19 protein-coding genes are annotated in these 17,687 nt (G+C 54.2%); 3 read left to right on the forward strand and 16 right to left on the reverse strand.

Annotated elements, in window-relative coordinates:
- Nucleotides 1-143: 143 nt before the first annotated feature.
- From IPM31_17625 to uvrC, 6 genes are all read right to left on the reverse strand, one after another.
- Nucleotides 144-770, reverse strand: coding sequence for a threonylcarbamoyl-AMP synthase (locus IPM31_17625; protein ID MBK9008794.1), 627 nt, complete (start codon nt 768-770; stop codon nt 144-146).
- Nucleotides 767-1,636, reverse strand: a complete 870-nt coding sequence (prmC, locus tag IPM31_17630) for a peptide chain release factor N(5)-glutamine methyltransferase (GenBank protein ID MBK9008795.1) — start codon at nt 1,634-1,636, stop codon at nt 767-769. Before prmC ends, IPM31_17625 begins: the two co-directional genes overlap by 4 nt.
- Before the next feature lie 68 nt (nt 1,637-1,704).
- Nucleotides 1,705-2,643 (reverse strand): agmatinase, encoded by a 939-nt coding sequence (gene speB, locus IPM31_17635; protein ID MBK9008796.1) that lies wholly within the window; start codon nt 2,641-2,643, stop codon nt 1,705-1,707.
- 52 nt (nt 2,644-2,695) lie between these two features.
- Nucleotides 2,696-3,772 (reverse strand): peptide chain release factor 1, encoded by a 1,077-nt coding sequence (prfA, locus tag IPM31_17640; GenBank protein ID MBK9008797.1) that lies wholly within the window; start codon nt 3,770-3,772, stop codon nt 2,696-2,698.
- A gap of 217 nt (nt 3,773-3,989) precedes the next feature.
- Nucleotides 3,990-4,385 (reverse strand): response regulator, encoded by a 396-nt coding sequence (locus tag IPM31_17645; GenBank protein ID MBK9008798.1) that lies wholly within the window; start codon nt 4,383-4,385, stop codon nt 3,990-3,992.
- Nucleotides 4,382-6,244, reverse strand: a complete 1,863-nt coding sequence (uvrC, locus tag IPM31_17650) for an excinuclease ABC subunit UvrC (GenBank protein ID MBK9008799.1) — start codon at nt 6,242-6,244, stop codon at nt 4,382-4,384. The genes IPM31_17645 and uvrC overlap by 4 nt, the downstream gene beginning before the upstream one ends.
- Before the next feature lie 109 nt (nt 6,245-6,353).
- Between uvrC and IPM31_17655 the strand changes: the two genes are divergently transcribed.
- Nucleotides 6,354-6,656 (forward strand): DUF4190 domain-containing protein, encoded by a 303-nt coding sequence (locus IPM31_17655; protein ID MBK9008800.1) that lies wholly within the window; start codon nt 6,354-6,356, stop codon nt 6,654-6,656.
- A gap of 178 nt (nt 6,657-6,834) precedes the next feature.
- Here IPM31_17655 and IPM31_17660 read toward each other — a convergent pair whose 3' ends face one another.
- Entirely contained in the window at nt 6,835-8,919 is a 2,085-nt protein-coding gene (locus IPM31_17660) for a serine/threonine protein kinase (protein ID MBK9008801.1), read from the reverse strand.
- Nucleotides 8,920-8,993: 74 nt separating this feature from the next.
- Here IPM31_17660 and IPM31_17665 point away from each other — a divergent pair, with 74 nt between their 5' ends.
- The gene (locus IPM31_17665) at nt 8,994-9,479 is read left to right on the forward strand and encodes a CinA family protein (protein MBK9008802.1); all 486 of its coding nucleotides are present in this window, start codon (nt 8,994-8,996) and stop codon (nt 9,477-9,479) included.
- A gap of 18 nt (nt 9,480-9,497) precedes the next feature.
- Here IPM31_17665 and IPM31_17670 read toward each other — a convergent pair whose 3' ends face one another.
- The 4 genes from IPM31_17670 to IPM31_17685 all read right to left on the reverse strand — a co-directional run bounded on the left by IPM31_17670 (nt 9,498) and on the right by IPM31_17685 (nt 12,762).
- Nucleotides 9,498-10,496 (reverse strand): LLM class flavin-dependent oxidoreductase, encoded by a 999-nt coding sequence (locus tag IPM31_17670; GenBank protein ID MBK9008803.1) that lies wholly within the window; start codon nt 10,494-10,496, stop codon nt 9,498-9,500.
- 16 nt (nt 10,497-10,512) lie between these two features.
- Entirely contained in the window at nt 10,513-11,124 is a 612-nt protein-coding gene (gene cofC, locus IPM31_17675) for a 2-phospho-L-lactate guanylyltransferase (protein MBK9008804.1), read from the reverse strand.
- Complete coding sequence (locus IPM31_17680) at nt 11,121-12,053, reverse strand: 2-phospho-L-lactate transferase (GenBank protein MBK9008805.1); 933 nt, start codon at nt 12,051-12,053, stop codon at nt 11,121-11,123. Before IPM31_17680 ends, cofC begins: the two co-directional genes overlap by 4 nt.
- Nucleotides 12,054-12,117: 64 nt before the next feature.
- Nucleotides 12,118-12,762 carry a transposase gene (locus tag IPM31_17685; protein ID MBK9008806.1) on the reverse strand — a complete coding sequence of 215 codons (645 nt, stop codon included), beginning with the start codon at nt 12,760-12,762 and terminating at the stop codon, nt 12,118-12,120.
- A 509-nt stretch (nt 12,763-13,271) separates the two neighbouring features.
- Between IPM31_17685 and IPM31_17690 the strand changes: the two genes are divergently transcribed.
- Nucleotides 13,272-13,604, forward strand: a complete 333-nt coding sequence (locus IPM31_17690; GenBank protein ID MBK9008807.1) for a transposase — start codon at nt 13,272-13,274, stop codon at nt 13,602-13,604.
- A gap of 129 nt (nt 13,605-13,733) precedes the next feature.
- Here the strand turns inward: IPM31_17690 and IPM31_17695 are convergent, their stop codons facing one another.
- From IPM31_17695 to ssnA, 5 genes are all read right to left on the reverse strand, one after another.
- Nucleotides 13,734-14,348 (reverse strand): nitroreductase family protein, encoded by a 615-nt coding sequence (locus tag IPM31_17695; GenBank protein ID MBK9008808.1) that lies wholly within the window; start codon nt 14,346-14,348, stop codon nt 13,734-13,736.
- On the reverse strand, nt 14,329-14,721 hold the full coding sequence (locus IPM31_17700; GenBank protein ID MBK9008809.1) for a PPOX class F420-dependent oxidoreductase: 393 nt from the start codon (nt 14,719-14,721) through the stop codon (nt 14,329-14,331). Before IPM31_17700 ends, IPM31_17695 begins: the two co-directional genes overlap by 20 nt.
- A gap of 114 nt (nt 14,722-14,835) precedes the next feature.
- Entirely contained in the window at nt 14,836-15,618 is a 783-nt protein-coding gene (gene cofE / locus IPM31_17705) for a coenzyme F420-0:L-glutamate ligase (protein MBK9008810.1), read from the reverse strand.
- 33 nt (nt 15,619-15,651) lie between these two features.
- Entirely contained in the window at nt 15,652-16,341 is a 690-nt protein-coding gene (npdG, locus tag IPM31_17710) for an NADPH-dependent F420 reductase (protein ID MBK9008811.1), read from the reverse strand.
- 1 nt (nt 16,342) lies between these two features.
- Complete coding sequence (ssnA, locus tag IPM31_17715; GenBank protein ID MBK9008812.1) at nt 16,343-17,686, reverse strand: putative aminohydrolase SsnA; 1,344 nt, start codon at nt 17,684-17,686, stop codon at nt 16,343-16,345.
- Nucleotide 17,687 lies beyond the last annotated feature (1 nt).

Below are 17,687 nucleotides of genomic sequence, written 5' to 3' on the forward strand. Positions count from 1 at the left end.
AAATTCATGCTCTTTGAATTTGGGGGAGGGTAGGGTGGGGGTTAAACCCAAACCGCCCTTGGCTTGCCCGAGCCGCGGACGGTTTGTTAAGGAGAATGCAATCATCATTATAGTCCGCGAGTTTAACGTAACCTGAACATGAATTAAATGGAGGATGAGAGTTTTGATTTGATCTCTTCGAGAGAAATCGGTCCCTCGCGTAAAATTTTAATTTCATCGCTTGCGCAATCTACAACAGTGGACGGAACTCCGCCCGGGGTTTTTCCCCCATCAATGATCAATGGAATCCGTCCGTTGAGTTGCGCGAACACTTCCTCCGCTGTGGAGGGACTCGGTTGTCCCGAAATATTTGCCGAAGTCACCGCCATCGGTCCCGCCGCGCGGAGCAATGACCGCGCCACTTCATGGTCTGGCGCGCGCACGCCGACGGTGGCGGTGGCAGAGACGGCTGAGGGGAGAGTCGGCTGTTTGGGGATGATGCAGGTCAAAGGTCCGGGGAAGAAGCGGGCGGCAATTCGTCGCGCGATGTCAGGAATGTCCATTCCAACTTTGTCCATGTCGTCTGCGTCCGCGATCAAAACGGGAATCGCTTTTTCAATGGGACGATTCTTCGCCGTATAAATTGACTCAATTGCTTTTCCATCAAAGACGAGTGCGCCAACGCCGTAGACCGTGTCGGTGGGGAAGGCGACCAAGCCGCCGTCCTTCAAAATATCGAGCGCCAGATTAATTGCATCGGGTGAATTCGCTGAGACGATTTTCGTTTTCATAATTGAATTTCGAGCAGACGATCACGACCTGTGAGGTCTTGATGAAGTTTGATGTGCGCGTTTGGAAAATATTGGCGAGCGAGTTGCGTCGTTTGCTCGCCAAGCGTGGACTCGATCTCCAGCAACATCAACGCGTTCGGCGTGAGCCAATCAGGGACGATGTTCAGCAGTTTGCGAAAACTATCAAGTCCATCTTCGCCGCCATCCAGCGCGAGAGTCGGTTCGCGCTGATAAACAGGAAGATGCTTGAGCGTGTTTGTCGGAATGTAAGGCAGATTGGAGCAGATCAAGTCAAAGGTCAAAGGTCGCAGGTCGGACTTTCGACTTTCGACTTTCGACTCGGGAAGTAGATCGCACTCCGCAAACTCAATCCTCCCGTTCACCCCGTGTTTTTCCGCGTTCCGTTTTGCAACCAGCAATGCGTTCGCTGAAATATCGGTTGCAAGGATGTTTGCCTTTGGAACATTCACCGCAATCGAAACCGCGATCGCGCCTGAGCCTGTGCCGACATCGGCAACCTTTGGTTTTGTTGGATTCTTTTGCAACCACGCGATGGCTTCCTCAACGAGCAGTTCGGTCTCTGGTCGTGGAATCAAAACATCAGGCGTGACGTCAAACTCCAATCCAAGAAATTCCCAGCGACCTAACACGTACGGAAAAGGTTCGCCATTTTGCAATCGCGAGAGCGAAGTATCAAGTCCTTTTTGTTGTTCGTTTGTGAGAGTCAATTCAGGATGAGCCAAAATCCACGAGCGCGGATGCTCGACGATGCGAGCCAGCAGAACAGACGCGTCGAGGGTGGGCGTGTCGCTGAGTGAGGCGAGACGGGCTGAAATGTCGGAGAGAAGCGAAGGGGAATCCATCATGCCGTGAAATCTTTCCTCTTTCTTCTTTCATTCAAACGAGGAAAGATGAAAGAAGAAAGAAAGTTGTATCACCTGCTCTTTATCGCCATCAACGACAAATACTCAAACACAACATTCGACGCGAGTATCGCCGTGATGTCGCCGTGATCGAACGGCGGCGAGACTTCAACCAGGTCGAAGCCAATGAGGTTCAAGCCGTGCAGTCCGCGCACGAGTTGGAGGAGTTGATAACTGGTCAGCCCGCCGACTTCGGGAGTCCCTGTCCCGGGGGCGAAGGCTGGGTCAGCCGAATCAATATCCACGGTGACGTAGACCGGTCCCTTCATCCGCTGGTGAACTTCTTTGAGGATTTCAGGGATGCCTTTTTCCATCACCTCGTGGATCGTGACCGTGCGCGCGCCGAGTTTCTTCGCGTCGGCATAATCGTTCTCGCCGCTGAGCGGGCCGCGAATCCCGATCTGCATATATTCGCCTGCGCGGATCAATCCCTCTTGAAGCGCGTAGCGAAACGGCGTGCCGTGACTGTATTTCACTTCTTCGAATTCGGATTCCCATGTGTCAATGTGCGCGTCGATGTGGACGAGCGAGACGGGACCGTGTTTCTTCGCGTGAGCGCGCAAGAGGGGGAGCGCGATCGAATGGTCGCCGCCGAGCGTGATGAGCGTTGTGCCTGTGTTGATGATGTCGCTGGCGGTGTTCGTGATGGCGGTCATGGTGTGTTCGATGGAAGTCGGCACGACTGACACATCGCCATAATCCACCACGTTTAATTTTTTCAACGGACTGACATTGAGAGTCGAGTTATGCCCCCAGATCATCAACGATGCCTCGCGGATTTTGCGCGGACCGAATCGTGTCCCTGTGCGATACGAAGTCCCGCTGTCGAACGGCACGCCCATCACCGCCACATCCACATCTTTCAACTCGCGCGTCACAGGCAGGCGCATAAAAGATGGAATGCCCATGAAGGGTTGCAAGCCTGCGCCGAACGCGGGGTTATTGTTCATGATCTACTTTCCACTTTCCTTCGTGTACTTCGTGTCCTTCGTGGTAAGAAAATTATTCATCCTCATCCACGCCCGAAGCCGCCAACCGATCCGCTTCATCCCGCGTGGACAACTCCTCGATGAACTGATCAATCGCGCCATCCATCACGGCGGGCAAGTTGTAGTTCGAGAATCCAATGCGATGATCCGTGACGCGGTTCTGCGGATAATTGTACGTGCGGATTTTCTCCGAGCGGTCACCGCTTCCCACCTGCGAGCGGCGATCTGACTCAATTTCGGCGCGGCGTTTCTCTTCTGCCAGTTCGTACAACCGCGCGCGAAGGATGCTCAACGCGCGTAATTTATTTTGCAACTGCGAGCGTTCGTCCTGACACGTAACGACGATTCCCGTCGGTTTGTGTGTCAAGCGCACAGCGGTTGAGTTCTTCTGTACGTTTTGTCCGCCCGCGCCCGAGGAACGATACACTTCGATTTCGATATCCGATTCGGGAATCTCAATTTCAACTTCGTCCACTTCCGCCATCACCGCGACGGTCGCAGTGGATGTGTGGATGCGTCCCTGTGCCTCGGTCGCTGGCACGCGCTGTACGCGATGCACACCCGACTCATATTTCAATTTCGAGTACGCGCCCTTGCCCTTGATCTCGAAGATCACCTCTTTGAATCCGCCCACGCCGATCGCGTTCTCCGACATGATCTCGTTCTTCCAACGTTTGCCGTCCGCATAGCGCGTGTACATGCGGAACAAGTCTGCCGCGAAGATGGCGGCTTCATCGCCGCCCGCGCCCGCGCGAATTTCGACGATCACGTTCTTGTCGTCGCGCGGATCTTTCGGCACGAGCATCGCCTTGATCTCTTTTTCAAGGATTTCGATTTTCGGAGTTAACTCCGCAATGTCAGACTCTGCCAACGCGACCAACTCCGCGTCTTTTTCAGACTCGAGGATCGCCTTCGCCTCCTCCAAACTTTTCGCCGCCTGGCGGTACTCGCGCGCCTTTTCGACGATGGGTTCCAAATCCACGCGCTCTTTGTTCAGTTCCGCGGCGCGTTGATAATTTGTGCCGACTTCGAGCAGTTCGTTTCCAATTTGCGCGTATCGGTCTTCGATGCCTTTGAGTTTATCGAGCATATCATCCTTGAGTGGAGCAAACCATACGCGCTCCGTAATCAAAATAATTCGCGGCAAATCCTGCCGCGACCATAGAACTTTTCCAACATAAAAACGATGTTACCGAGGCGCGATAAATGCGGAGAGCAACATGGAAAGAATCAAAACGATCGTAAAGACTGCAAAGACGATTTGCAACGCCTTGCGCGATTTTTCCTGCCTGCGATTAGGTTTCTTTTCAGCCATCATTAACTCGCAAATCTAGATTTTTATAAAACGAACGCGCCATTGCCTTCTCAAGTTCTTCGAGAGTTACTGGTTTCAACGCAAAGGCATCAGCACCAAGCGAAAGCGCGTGGTCCACAACGGTGTCGTCCGCTTCGGAGGAAAGCATCACGATGGGCAGTTTTACCGTATCGGCGCGTCGTCGTAAAAATTCGAGCATGTCCAAACCGGAGACCTCTGGCATGTTCACATCGAGGATGATCAAGTCGGGTTTTTTCCCCGAAACGATCAACTGCGCCGCGCCGCGCGCGTTGTTAAACACGGTCACCTTGCAATCGAGCACCTCGAGCATCAGCCCGATCGCGCGACTCATCTCATCGTCGTCGTCCACAACCCATATTTCTCTCATTCCAAATGCGCCTTTATCGATTGTGCCGCGCTTTCTGGCACGATACTACAGAGTTCCTCCAACGAGGCGGCTCTAATCTTATCCACAGAACCGAAATGTTTCAAGAGGGACTTGCGTCGCGCAGGTCCAATCTCGGGGATTGCGTCCAGGATCGAAGCCATGCCGATTTTTTGTCGCTTCTTGCGGTGCGCGGTGATCCCGTACCGATGCGCCTCGTCTCGAATCCGTTGCACCAAATATAACGCTTGAGAATGACGCGGCAACATCAACGAGTCAGATTTGTGCGGGAAGAATATTTCCTCTTGTTGCTTCGCCAACCCCACGATCGGGATTTTCTCCATCAGCTCGTACTTCTCGAGGACTTCCACCGCGCGCCCAAGCTGGCCCTTGCCGCCATCGATGATGACAAGGTCCGGCAGGAAGGAAAACGACGCGTCTTTCTTCGCCCCAACCTGACTCGCCGACTCTTCAGCCGACCGCCACCTTCGGAAGCGCCGCGTCAACATTTCCTCCATCGAGGCGAAATCATCCGGCGCGCCGACGACACTCTCGATATTGAACTTGCGGTACAACTTTTTGTCCGCCACGCCCTGGGTAAATACAACCATCGCCCCGATGATCGCCGTCCCTTGCGTGTTGGAAATGTCATAGCATTCAATGCGGTTGGGCGGCTCTTTCAAATTCAACGCCTGTTGTAATTCTGCCAGAGCCTGTTCCTGTTTGTGCGCGTCTGCCTGCCATTGCGCGCGCAAGGCGGTTAAAGTTTCGGTGGCGTTTTCCGCCGCCATCTTCACCAGCTCGCTCGGCTGCCCATCTTTCGGGACGATGAATTCAACTTTTCCGCCGCCTCGTTTTGACCTCAACCATTCTCCGATGATCTTCGCCTCTTCGATCTCTTGCGGCAACATCACCTGCTGTGGGATATTGGCGGCTTCGGTATAGAACTGGGTGACGAATTGCTCCATGATCTGCGCGTCGGCGGAATCTTCCGTGCCCTCGAGGATAAAGTATTCGCGCCCGATCAACTTGCCGCTGCGGATGAAGAAAACCTGCACGCAGGCTTCTCCGTCACTGCGCGCCATGGCGAGCACATCCGAATCTTTATAATCGGTTGCAAAGACGATCTTCTGTCGTTCGATGATGGACTGGATCGCCTTGAGTTGGTTGCGGATTGCCGCCGCTTTTTCATAGCGCATCTCGGTCGCCGCTTTTTCCATTTCTGTTTGCAAGCGCGCGACGATATCCTCGCTGTGTCCGCTCAGAAAATCCATCAGATCGGAGATCATTTGGCGGTACGAAGCCTGGGACGCCGCGCCGATACACGGGGCGATGCACAGTTTGATGTCGTAGTATAGACACGCCCGTTTATCCTGCCCGGTAATCTCGCGGTCGCATGTCAGGTATGGGAAGATTTTCCGCAGGATATCCAGCGTTTGGTACACAGCCCACGCCGAGGTATACGGACCGAAATAGCGCGAACCATCCTCCACCATCTGCCGCGTCACAGTGACCTTGGGATATGGCTCCGCCCAGCGTACTTTGATATACGGGTAACGTTTATCGTCCTTGAGGCGAATGTTGTAACGCGGGCGGTGTTTCTTGATGAGGTTCATCTCGAGGATGAGCGCCTCAAGTTCGGATCCGACGACAATCCATTCAATGTCGACGATATCGCGCGCCAGCCGTCGCGTCTTTGCGTCATGACTCGCGTCCGCGTGAAAGTATGAGCGCACGCGGTTCTTGAGACTGATCGCCTTGCCAACGTAAATAATCGCCCCGTCCGCGTTTTTCATCAGGTAACAGCCGGGCTTTGCAGGCAGAGTATCGAGAATACCCTGTAGTTTTTCTGAAATATCCATCGATGTATTTTACTTCATCAACTGCCGGTTCATTGAATGGGAGTTTTGGCGGTTGTAAGCAAGCTAATTCTATGCAATAATCGACAAAATCTTATTCTGTGGAGTACGCATGGACGAACAATCGAATGCGCCTATCTTCCTCCCGCCCGCTGGAGGGAGTGGCGGGCGCATATTGGCGATCGCGTCGTTGATTCTTGGCGTGATGAGCCTTTGCGGCTGGTTTTTACCGATCTGTAGCGTGCCTTTGTGTGTTGCAGGCGCTGTGCTCGGATATTTGGCTATGAACGATGCCTCACAGGAGAATCTGGCGACCGTGGGCATGGCTTTGTCGACCATTAGTATCCTGCTTACCTGCGCCACCTTCGCAATGAATCATACTCTCGAAATTAAACGACTTTTACAAGGGCTGTAAAGATCGATATAACTCGCCTTACACAGCAAAGGTCGTAACGTGAGACTGCCAAGCGTCTCGCGGTTTAGGCTGTTCTTGCGCAAGAGCGACATAAATATCGCATTACGAAAGCCGAATTGACTCCGACTGCGTACACCATCAGGAATAAGTAAAAAGCCTCCCGCGCTTGGGAGGCTTTTTACTTTCCGCTTGGGGGAACGCGATTGGGACCGATGAAGATCGGCATTTCCACGAGATTCCAGCCGTATTCGTACGCCAGAGTTACGCCGCATTCTCCCTCCACCGGCTCAACCAGCCCATTTTGATTGGCATCGAATCCCTGCAATAAATAATTGCCCAAGGACGACATTTCGTTGATGATGGGTTCCATCTCCGGTCCGAACGTCGTGGTTGTTAATTGAAGGGCAAGCGGCAGCAACTGATTGGTCCACCCTTCCATGTTTTGGATGCAGACTTGAATATTATCGCTATAAATCCTCATGTTCGGCGTGGAATCGCTTGCGTCTCCAACGTCTTTCGCCCCCAGCGCGGCAAGTTGAAGGTAGCCGGGATGGTTGCCGTTTGGCAAACTTCCGAACCCGTCGCCATCGTTATTGTTGAGAATGCCGTTCTTGTTGTAATCCTGATATTGCTCGCTCTCATCGCCCACGATCAGATTGATCACATCCTCCGCGCGTAAACGCGCGGTTGCTTCGTCTCCGTTTTGATATGCTTCAACCAAGCCGACAAAATCGGGGGTGATCGGGTCTCCATTGATCGCGCCGGTGATATAACTTCCGCTGTAATAATATAGCCCTTGCATGGGGGCGTATTGATTGGGGGTATTGGAATGGGAAGCCAGCAGGTTGCGCGCGGCGTCGAGCGCCTCGGCCGGGAATATCGATGAATACGCAACGTTCGTCGAGGGTTTTAATGCAACGCCATTGTTCTGCTCGATCGTCACCAATATTTCATCATACAACTCCAGTAAGTTTTGCCTGTTGGGATCGGTAAATTCGAGTTGGCCGATGTTTGATGTATTAAAACGGATTGACCCGAGATTTCGCACTCTCCCGTTCGCGTTGTTTCTAAGCCATGCCTCGTACCGGGTTCCAGCGGCAGGCGGCTCTGCGCTATTAAATACAAGCGTCACTCGATCCATCACGCCGTTGAAATCGGTGAAACGCATCCGACCAACAGGGATATTCAGATCTACAGGCTCCGGAGTGGGGGTGGCAGGCACAGTAGGTGGATTGATGAACTGGAACAGGGCAAAAGCCAACCCAGCCGCTATGACGATCTCGGCGCCAATGCGAAGCCAGCGGATGAGCGGTCGCTCTGCCGGAGCCTGCTTTTTCTTTTTTGCCTCCGCCGCGATTTGACGCGCCATTTGCGCCATATGGATCGTCCCCGGGGAGATTGTTTGCCCGTTGAACACAGCCAGAAATTCTTGAGCAAATTCGCCCGCGCTTTCATACCGCATGGATGGGTCTTTTGCCAGCGCTCGATCGAGGATAGTTTGCAAATCGGAAGAGATACCCTCGATCACCGGGGGCGGCTCATTGATGTGTTTCATCAACATGCCAAATGTGGTATCGGACTGGAACGGCACCGCGCCTGCCAGCATTTCATACAGCATGACGCCAAGCGAGTAGATATCGGTGCGCTTGTCCACTTTATCGCCGCGCGATTGCTCCGGGCTCATGTACGCGGGCGTGCCTGAAACGGAGCCGGTGGTCGTGTGTGTGGTCGAGTCGAGGAGGCGGACCAGTCCGAAATCGGTGAGAACCGGTTCCACGTCGATCGGCAGGGTGTCGTTGAGCTCGACTGAATTTTCTTGCGAACGGAGCAGGACGTTGGCGGGCTTGATATCGCGATGGATAATTCCTTTTGCGTGAGCATAATCGAGAGCCGAAGCGACCGCCTTCAGGATTTTGGCAACAATGCCGATGGGGATGCGTTTTTTTTGTTCATGCAGGGCTTTCATGTACGCGGCGAGAGACGGGCCCGGCACATACTCCATGACAATGCACGGGGTTTCATCCTCCACCTTGTAATCCAGCAGTTGAACGATATTGGGGTGCTTTAATTCCCCAATCACCTCGGCTTCGCGCTGAAAGCGACTGAGTTGCTCTGAATCTCGTTCCAACAAGCCTCGCATCACCTTGATGGCTACCACCCCATAAGATTTGTGCGTGCCTTTGTATACTTCCGCCATTCCCCCGCGGGCTACGAGATTTTCAATATGGACACTACCGAGCGTTTTGCCAGCCCAATCAGCCATGCGCAAAATTATAACCTAGAACGAGCGCGCCTCCTGTATAATGGCACGACTTTATCATCTTGGCGCGGTGTCTTATGATTCAAACCCTTCCCGAAGATCGAATAGGCATACTCCTGCGTGAACGCGGGCTAACTCTCGCTCTCGCAGAATCGTGCACGGGCGGCTTGGTCAGCGACCGCATCACGAACATCCCCGGCTCGTCGGAGTACTTTCGCGGCGGGGTGGTTGTGTATGCCTACGAAGCGAAGGTATCCATCCTGCATGTTTCATGGGATACGCTCAACCGATTCGGCGCGGTCAGCGAACAAACAGTGCTGGAGATGGCGCGCGGCGCGCGGTCGGTTCTCGACGCGGATATCGCCGTGTCGATCTCAGGGATAGCGGGTCCAGGCGGTGGGACAGAATCCAAGCCTGTGGGCGCAGTGTGGCTGGCGCTTGCCGCTCCACAGGGCGAGTGGACGCGCTCTCGGCGTTTTTCTGGAGACCGAAAACAAATCAAAGCCGCATCGGCTGACGCGGCTTTGCAATTTGTGCTGGATTATTTGATGGGGAACATGTAGGACAAGATTGATCTGGTCTTACGCTTGCGCGAACGTATCGATCAACAATTTGAAATTTCCGCCAACGGGGTAAAGGATCGGGCAGGTGCACCCGCGCTTTTTGTATTCCTCCACCTTGGCTTTTGCCTCCGCCGGCGTGCCGGAGGCGGTGATGCGGCGCACAAGTTCGTCGGGCACAAGATGCTTGGCTTTGTTGATCTGTTCCTTGGTGGCGGGCCACCCCAAAATAGACTGGATATTGGCGATCACATCCTGCGAAACTTGCGACGCCTTTGCGATATGCGGCTGTTGGGCGAGATATTGGCAAAGTAGTTCCTTGGTGTAATCGATGGCTTTATCGTGGTCTTCATCCACCGAGCAAACGACAAGTTGCGGGCGGTCAAACTCTTCCATTTTTCGCCCCGATTTCTTCAAACCCTTTTCCAATTGCTCCATTGCTTTATCGTTATATTCCGGCGGCACGCAATAATTCAATACGGCTCCGTCGGCGATTTCGCCGGTCAACTCCATCATTACATCGCCCGTCGCGCCGATCATGATTGGAATGTTACGCGGCTCGCGGCGGCCATGCACCACATCCAGCTCGATCCCATCCACATGATGGAATTCCCCATGAAAGGTGACCCGCTCCATGTTGAGCAGGCGGCGGAGCACCTCCACGGTCTCGCGCATGGCAAGGAGGGGTTTCTTGCGCTCGATACCCACGTTCTTCGCCAACGGATCCCACCACGCGCCGATGCCGCAAATGATCCGGTTCGGCGCCAGATCGTCAAGGGTGAGCAAGGTGGCGGCGAGCAGACCGATGTTGCGCGTCCAGTTGTTGATGACGCCGGAACCAACTTTGAGTTTGTTCGTCACCGCGGCATACGCCGCCATTGGCACGATCGCGTCGCGCACCAGCCGGGATTCTGCCTGCCAGACGGCTTCAAATCCCTTCTCCTCCGCGTAGCGGACGTAATCCAACCCATCGCGCAAATCGTGCGAATCCTGCAAATACAATGCAACCCGTTCAGCCATGGCAGTCTCCTCAGAATTAGAAAGTGATCGAACTTTCGAGATTTTTAACCAGTTCAAAATCCTCAGGCTCATCCAGATCGAGCCCCAGCGAAGGAAGTTCCACTACCTCGAGGCGCGCGCCAGCCTGTTTGGCTTGTTCGCAATGCCGCTGGAAGGAATTCTCACCGAAATCATACTCGATGAGTCCCGCCGGAGCAATCACGAGAGCGTTGGTTCCCTTGCCGTGACGGTCCGGCGCGATCACCACCACCGGGGGTTTCACAGCGCGGTCGAGCAAGGTCTGGATATCTTCGCGGGTCACTAACGGCAGGTCGGCTGGCAAGATCAGCACGCCTTGCGTGGCATAAACCTGCGCCACAACCGTCGCCCTCTTTAAAGCAGTGTTCAAGTGCGGAGCGCCGTCTTCCTGCACCGTGCGGGCGCCGTGTTCGCGGGCAATAGCCAGCGCGTTAGGGTCGCGGCTGACCACCAGCACCTCAGCCACGCCGGAAACACCGGACAACGTCTCAAGTGAGTGTTGTAACAAAGCCCGATTTAATTCCGTTCGCTCATTTTCATTCAATGTGCCCGCTAAACGTGATTTGCCGCGCCGTAAAGGCTTTACAGGGACGATTGCCCAAAGGGTCATGAGTCACTTCCGGTAAACTGGAGTATGGCTTGCGCTAATTGCCTTCTATCTTCATGACTTTTCATCAGCGTATTCGTTACAAGAGTCCGCATATTCAAACCCCTTACGCTTTCTGTTAGTTGCGAATCGACGGTATCCATGACGAAATGTGTTGCCACTCCTTGGTAATGATTTGCCACCGCCAGCGCCGATGGCTCGATCCCCAACTCGCGATACATCTTCGCCGCAGGTCCCTTCACCGTTTCCCCTCCGATGATGGGGGAGACGGCTACAATGCCCCCTCTCCCTTTTAGGGAGAGGGACGGGGTGAGGGTCGCAAGAATCGGATCCACGCTCACCCACGGATTCGACGGGCAGATAACGATCGCGTCAGCCGACTCAACCGCCTCTCTCGCCCTTTCGGCTGGTTCAGCCTCGTCAGCCCCCTCGAACCTGAAGCCTTTGACCTTCGGCTCACATCTGCGATGAACGAAGTACTCCTGGAAAGCGAGTTCGCCTTCTTCTGTGTTCACCATCGTCCGCACTGGCTGGTCGCACATCGGCAGGACGGTGTGTTCAATACCCCATGCCTTGCAAAAATCTCGCGTGATCTGGCTGAGCGATTCGCCCGCTTTCAATCGCCGCGTTCGTTCGAGGTGCGTGCCCAAATCGCGGTCGCCAAGTTTGAACCAATCCAACCCTCCAAGTTTGGATGCGTTCGCAATCGCATTCCACGTTTCATCCACGCGCCCCCATCCCGTTTCAGGATTTGCCAATCCCGCCAGCGTGTAGCAGACCGTATCCAAATCGGGACAAATGTACAAACCGTAATGCTCAAAGTCATCGCCTGTGTTGACGATGATCGTGAGGTCTTCAGGTTTGAGTATCTGGGCGAGTCCATGCGCCAATTTCGCGCCACCGACTCCGCCCGCGAGAGCAACGATTTTCATGCCAGCCCTCGGCACGAGCGACATAAATGTTGCGGTACGCGTAACGCGACATTTATGTCGCGTTTTACCACGACCCAAGTTCGGGATTGATGTAGGTAAATTTCCAATCTGTCCATTTCTTTACCAAACCTGCTTTCACTGGATTGTTCAATATGTACTTGATGATCCGTTCCAATTCCTGCTCGTCCCTGACAAAACGGTCGTAACTTTCGTGGTGCCAAAACCGACCATTGCGCTTCAGGCTTAGATTACAAGATCTTGCAGTACTTCCTTTCAATAAGCGCAGGGTTTCAGTGACGGGATATTTTGCGCTCATGCCTTTATGCTTACTTTGATCCGCTACGAGAGAATCAAAAAGCAAGTGTGCATGATTCGGCATGATGGAACAGGTATAAAGATCGTAACGGCTCTTGTCCAAGTCTAGGATTTTGTCCATAACAATTCTGGCAATTTCTTCCCGTTCGAGCCATCGCGGACCATGTTCACAACGATCAAGGTATTTATCAAAGCGACCAAAATATCTTTTCTCGATGTCGTAGCGATCTGATGCAGATATGTTTGGTCTTGAATTCAATTCGCGTTCACGTTGTTCTTTGAGTTCGGCAAGGACTTCAAGCGGAAGAGAATCGGCAAGGCGGATTGTGACGAATAACGGATAGCCTTCGGGATGGATGTGCGGCAGGTTGCGCTTGTAACGAATGTCGGGCATGAAAATCCTACGGGCGACATATTGAACATTAACTTTTGCTTACTAAGCGAAGGGGGGGGGGTCATCAACACAGGGGAGCGAGCCATCTGACCCTGGCAGGGGGGGGGGCGTTGGGGCGGGGGGTTGAAAATCAAAACAGGTCGAGGTCGAAAGCCAATCTTTTCGGGGGGGGGGGGGGGGGGGGGGGGGGGGGGGGGCGGGGGGGGGGGGGGGGGGGGGGGGGGGGGGGCCGGCCGGGGGGGGGGGGGGGGGGGGGGGGGGGGGGGGGCGCGGGGGTGCAGGGGGGGCGCGCTTGCAAGGCTGTAGTGTACCTGGCATTTACAAAGTTTTGAAACGTCTGGGCTTTAGCCGCAAACAAGCTTTGGGATTCATCCACACCATCCAGCGTACCAAGCCAATGGAAGGATTTTGCAGGCGTTTGAAGAAGCACGTACCACCCGAGCGGTGATCTTGTTCATGGATGAACGACTTACTTTCGTCGTCCCGCAAAAGCGCCAACCTATCAGCGCATGGCAAAACAAAACCGGGGGCGCGGGGGCCCCCCCCCCCCAAGAAAAAACCAGGTGGTCGCTGTTTTGAACGGGATCACGGGCGGGGACTTATTTGCACGCACCAAGATCGGCAAAAGGAACTTCCGCTTGCGGGCGCTTTCCGCAGGCGCACGCATCTATCTGGCTCAAGATGCCAGTTCACAAACTGCCCGCAGTTCTGAAGCCTTGCATGCTCAGCAACTTACACCCCTGTTGTTCCCGACTTACGCCTCCTGGCTCAATCCCATTGAAAAATTATGGAAATGGCTGAAGCAGGAAGTGTTACACTCCATCGCTGGGCAGACCAAGTGAACCAATTGCGATTTCAGGTCCTTGCTTTTCTCGACCGTTTCTCTCACGGTTCTGAACCGCTCTTACGCTATACCGGCCTTATGTCAGAGTAATTTGTTAATGTTCAAAATGTCGCGTTACGTCTTTCGCTCAAAGATATTGGATAATCGTATTGAGAGGCTTTCTTTTTCTTACTTCAGGAATTATCTCTGGATACCCAACAAAAAACATCCCTTGCGGCTCCCAATTCTCGGGTAAATTTAAAGTTTTTTGGATTGTCTCTACCGCGAAAAGAGGCCAACATGCCCACACTCCCCCAAGCCCCTCGGCGTGCGCGGCTAATAACAATTGCATCCCCGCCGCGGCGACGGATTGGACAGTCATCCGAAATTCGGCTTTGATGCGTCGTTTGTCGGGATACGAGTCCATTTCGCTCATGTCGAGGCAGAGGAGAATGGCAACAGGCGCGGAGATGATGCGGTCTTTCGATCGCTTGAGTTGCGCTTGAATTTTTTCAGGGGGAATGCCGTCGCTTTCGAGATCGTGTTGGAAATCATCAGCCATCGCTTCGGCGAGTTTTTTTCGGGCGGATGAATCCGCCACTACGACGAATCGCCAGGGTTGGCGGTTGTGCGCGGAGGGGGCGAAGGTTGCCGTGGTGAGAATCGTCTCGATGACTGAATCAGGCACAGGGTCCGATGTGAAGCGGCGGATCGAGCGGCGACTCCGCAGGAAGTTGTGAAGTTCAGTTGTGGTCGTGGACATGAGTCGGCTTGATCTTGTAGATGATCCGCTTTTGCCCTTCGCGTTTTCCCCATGGTTTATTGTCATAGCGCATGGACAACATGTCGATATGTTCATCCGCGCCTTCTTTGGTGGAGCCGATAACTTCGCCGCGTATGCCGATGTAGCGATAACGGTCGTTGGGGTCTTGAATGGTCATCGCCACCTGGTTGCGCGCCTTCATGTTTTTATCTTTTAAGCGACCCTCGTTCGTGTTGATAAGAATGAAGTCTCCGTCCGCGCTGAACCACACAGGCGTCACTTGTGGCGCCCCGTCGGGCATGAGCGTGGCGAGATAGAGAAATGCTTTCGAGTCGGCGCTGATGAGGTCTTGATATTTGGTTTGGATTGTCATGGGTTGTCCTTGCTTGTTGTGATGCGGCAATGTTATCAAGTGTGAATAAGAATCTTGTTAGCGTTATAAAGTTCATTGTTCGTTCGGCAGTTCAACTGCCGAACGAACGGGTTATCATCGAAACAAATCCTGATCTTTCGGGCGGATCAATTCTTTCAGCGATGCTTCGCGCATTGGATATGGAAATCCGCGCACATGCACAACAGGCGTTCCCTCTGCGGCTTGCCCCATCATCAGCGACGCGGCGGCGGCGAGTTCGTCTGCTACGCCGACTGTTGTCACTTGTAATTTGAATCCAAACAGATCAGGTTTGCCGCGCAGATCTTCCAGCCCAGGGATTCCCGCGACGCCAATTGCGACGCCGACTGTGCCGTTACGCCACGCGCGTCCGTGTGAATCAATGATGAGACAGCCGATTCGTTTTCCGCTTTTGGATTGGATGTCGCTTCGCATCGTTTCCGCGCTTCGGTCTGGGTCGGCGGGAAGGAGGAGTACCCAGTCATCGTGTATTTGACGACTAAAGTCGTCACTACGGTTATCTACGTTCGAGTGATCGATCCCCGCGTTGGCGCAGACGAAGCCGAGTTTGTGTTCGACGATGATCGCGCCGACGCGGGAGCGCAAGACTTCGTTGCTTTCTTGTAGGATCAACTCAACGACGCGCGGGTCTTTCTCGGTCTGTTTGGCGAGTTCGATGGCGCGTTGCGACGGTGTGACTGTTGCCAGATTCACCGTCCGCCCTTCGGCTTTGGAGATCACTTTTTGGGCGAACACAAAGATATCGTCATCTTGCAAGTTGATCCCGATCCGTTGTGTTGCATCGACAACAATATCCGCCAGGTTGTCGCCGTGGCGGATGAGGGGAATGCCGGGGAGGGGGGTAAGACGGAGAGACATGCTGTGAACTGCGGTGTGCGATATGCGCAGTGGTTATTTGTGACTCGCTCCCGTGATACGGATCCCGGCATGAGTGGAACCGTATTGTTTGTTGATGTAGATCAACACGCTGGTCAAGCCTTCAAGCACCACCGAATTCTCGATGGGACCGGCGTCCCACCCTGTAAGCCCGGCGGCAGACACGAGTTTGAGCGCCTCGGCGCGCGCGTCCTTGCTGGTGCCGGTCACCAATACGTCGCAGTCCGCGCCTTCATCTTTGAGCAAATGTTCGTGCGAGATGTTTTGAAAAGCGGCGACCACTTCTACCCCTTCGCCAAGGATTTCCTTTGCCTCTTGCGCGGCAGACCCGGCGGGCGGCATTTGCACTTTGGTCACTTTTGGCGGCACAAGCGGGACGGTTACATCAATCAGGATTTTCCCTTTGAGCGCATTTTTCACGCCTTCGAGCGTTTCGCGATGCGCCGCGTACGGCACAGAGAGGACAACAATATCTGCCAGTTGCGCGGCTTCGAGGTTAGATGTGCCTACAATGGAGGTCGAACCTTCCATCAGTTGCATGATCTCCGAAGCGGCGGTGACGGCTTTTTCCGACGAGCGGGAACCGATCAGCACTTTGTAGCCAGCCGCCGCCCAGCGATAGGCAAGTCCTTTGCCTTCTTTGCCTGTTCCGCCTAACACTGCGATCGTTAAGAGTAGCGGTTCTTTTTCCTGAAATGCGTCCATATCACAATCCCTTTGCAACTTCTTTTTGATAACGCTCCCAGACTGCGGGAGCGAGTTCTTGCGCTTTCGCCGAGATTTCCGCTTCGTCCAAAGTAAGCAGTTGGCGATCCTTCATCAGGATTCTGCCCGCGACGATGGTGGTCGTGACCATACTTTGCTGAAAACCGAAAACGATGTGCCACGGGATGTTGCCCGCGGTCATGGGCGTGTTCGGATGGTACTCTACAAAAATAATATCTGCAAATGCGCCTGCGCTCAATTGCCCAATGGTCGCAGAGGGGAAGAAGACGTTCGCCAGCGCGGCATTGTTGTAGACCGCCATTTGTTGCACATCGTATCCGCCCATGCGGCGCGGGTCGCGGTGATGGACTTTGTGCAGGAGATACGCGGCTTTCCACTCCTCCCACATCGCGTTCGTGAAGCCGTCGTTGCCCAAACAAACTTTGATTCCCGCGCGCATCATCGACTCGATCTGCGCGACGCCAACGCCGTTGTTCATGTTCGAGCGCGGCTGGTGCGAAAGCCATGTCCTTGTTTCGGCGAGGATTTCCATTTCGCGCGCGTCGAAGTGGACTCCATGCGCGGTGATGGTGTTCGCTCCGAGGATACCGTGCTTTTGCAAACGGTCAACTACTCGCATCCCAGATTTATTCAAACTGTCGTACTCATCCGACTCGTGTTCGGCGGTGTGGACGTGAAAGCCGAATCCGCTGGGGAGGGCTTGGCGGCACAAGGCTAAAGAGGCGTCCGAAAGCGTCAGGCTGGCGTGCAGACCGAACGTCGCGGCGAGAAGCGGGCTTTTCGTCTTCTTGATGAAGCGGATGTTTTCGTTAATCCCCGCTTTCATTTTCGATTCGCCGTCGCGGTCGGTCACTTCGTAGCATAGCACCGCTCGCAGTCCAGACTTTTCGACTGCCTCGCTGATGATGTCGAGCGAGCCGTCAATCGCGTTGGGCGAGGCGTGATGGTCAATGAGGGTGGTCGTGCCGTGTTTGATCGCGTCCGCGAGGCAGGGGAGCGCGGAATATTCGATGCTGTCCGCGTCGAGCGAACGGTCGAGGGGCCACCACAACTTTTGCAGAATCTCAGGGAAATCTTTCGGCGCGGGTCCGGGGATCGCCATGCCGCGTGAGAATGCGCCGTAAAAATGCGTGTGCGCGCAGATGTTGCCCGGCATCACATATTGTCCGCGCGCGTCCAGTTTTTCTTCGCTCGGATATTTTTTTACGAGGTCGGCGCTTTTGCCGATCTCTTTGATGCGGTCGTTCTCGATGAGAATGGCATGGTCATCGAGGATGCGATTTTCTTTTTCCCATGTGACGAGTTTTGCGTTTGTGATCAGCATA

The organism is Candidatus Defluviilinea gracilis, from assembly GCA_016716235.1.
In the GTDB taxonomy this organism is placed as follows: Bacteria; Chloroflexota; Anaerolineae; order Anaerolineales; family Villigracilaceae; genus Defluviilinea; species Defluviilinea gracilis.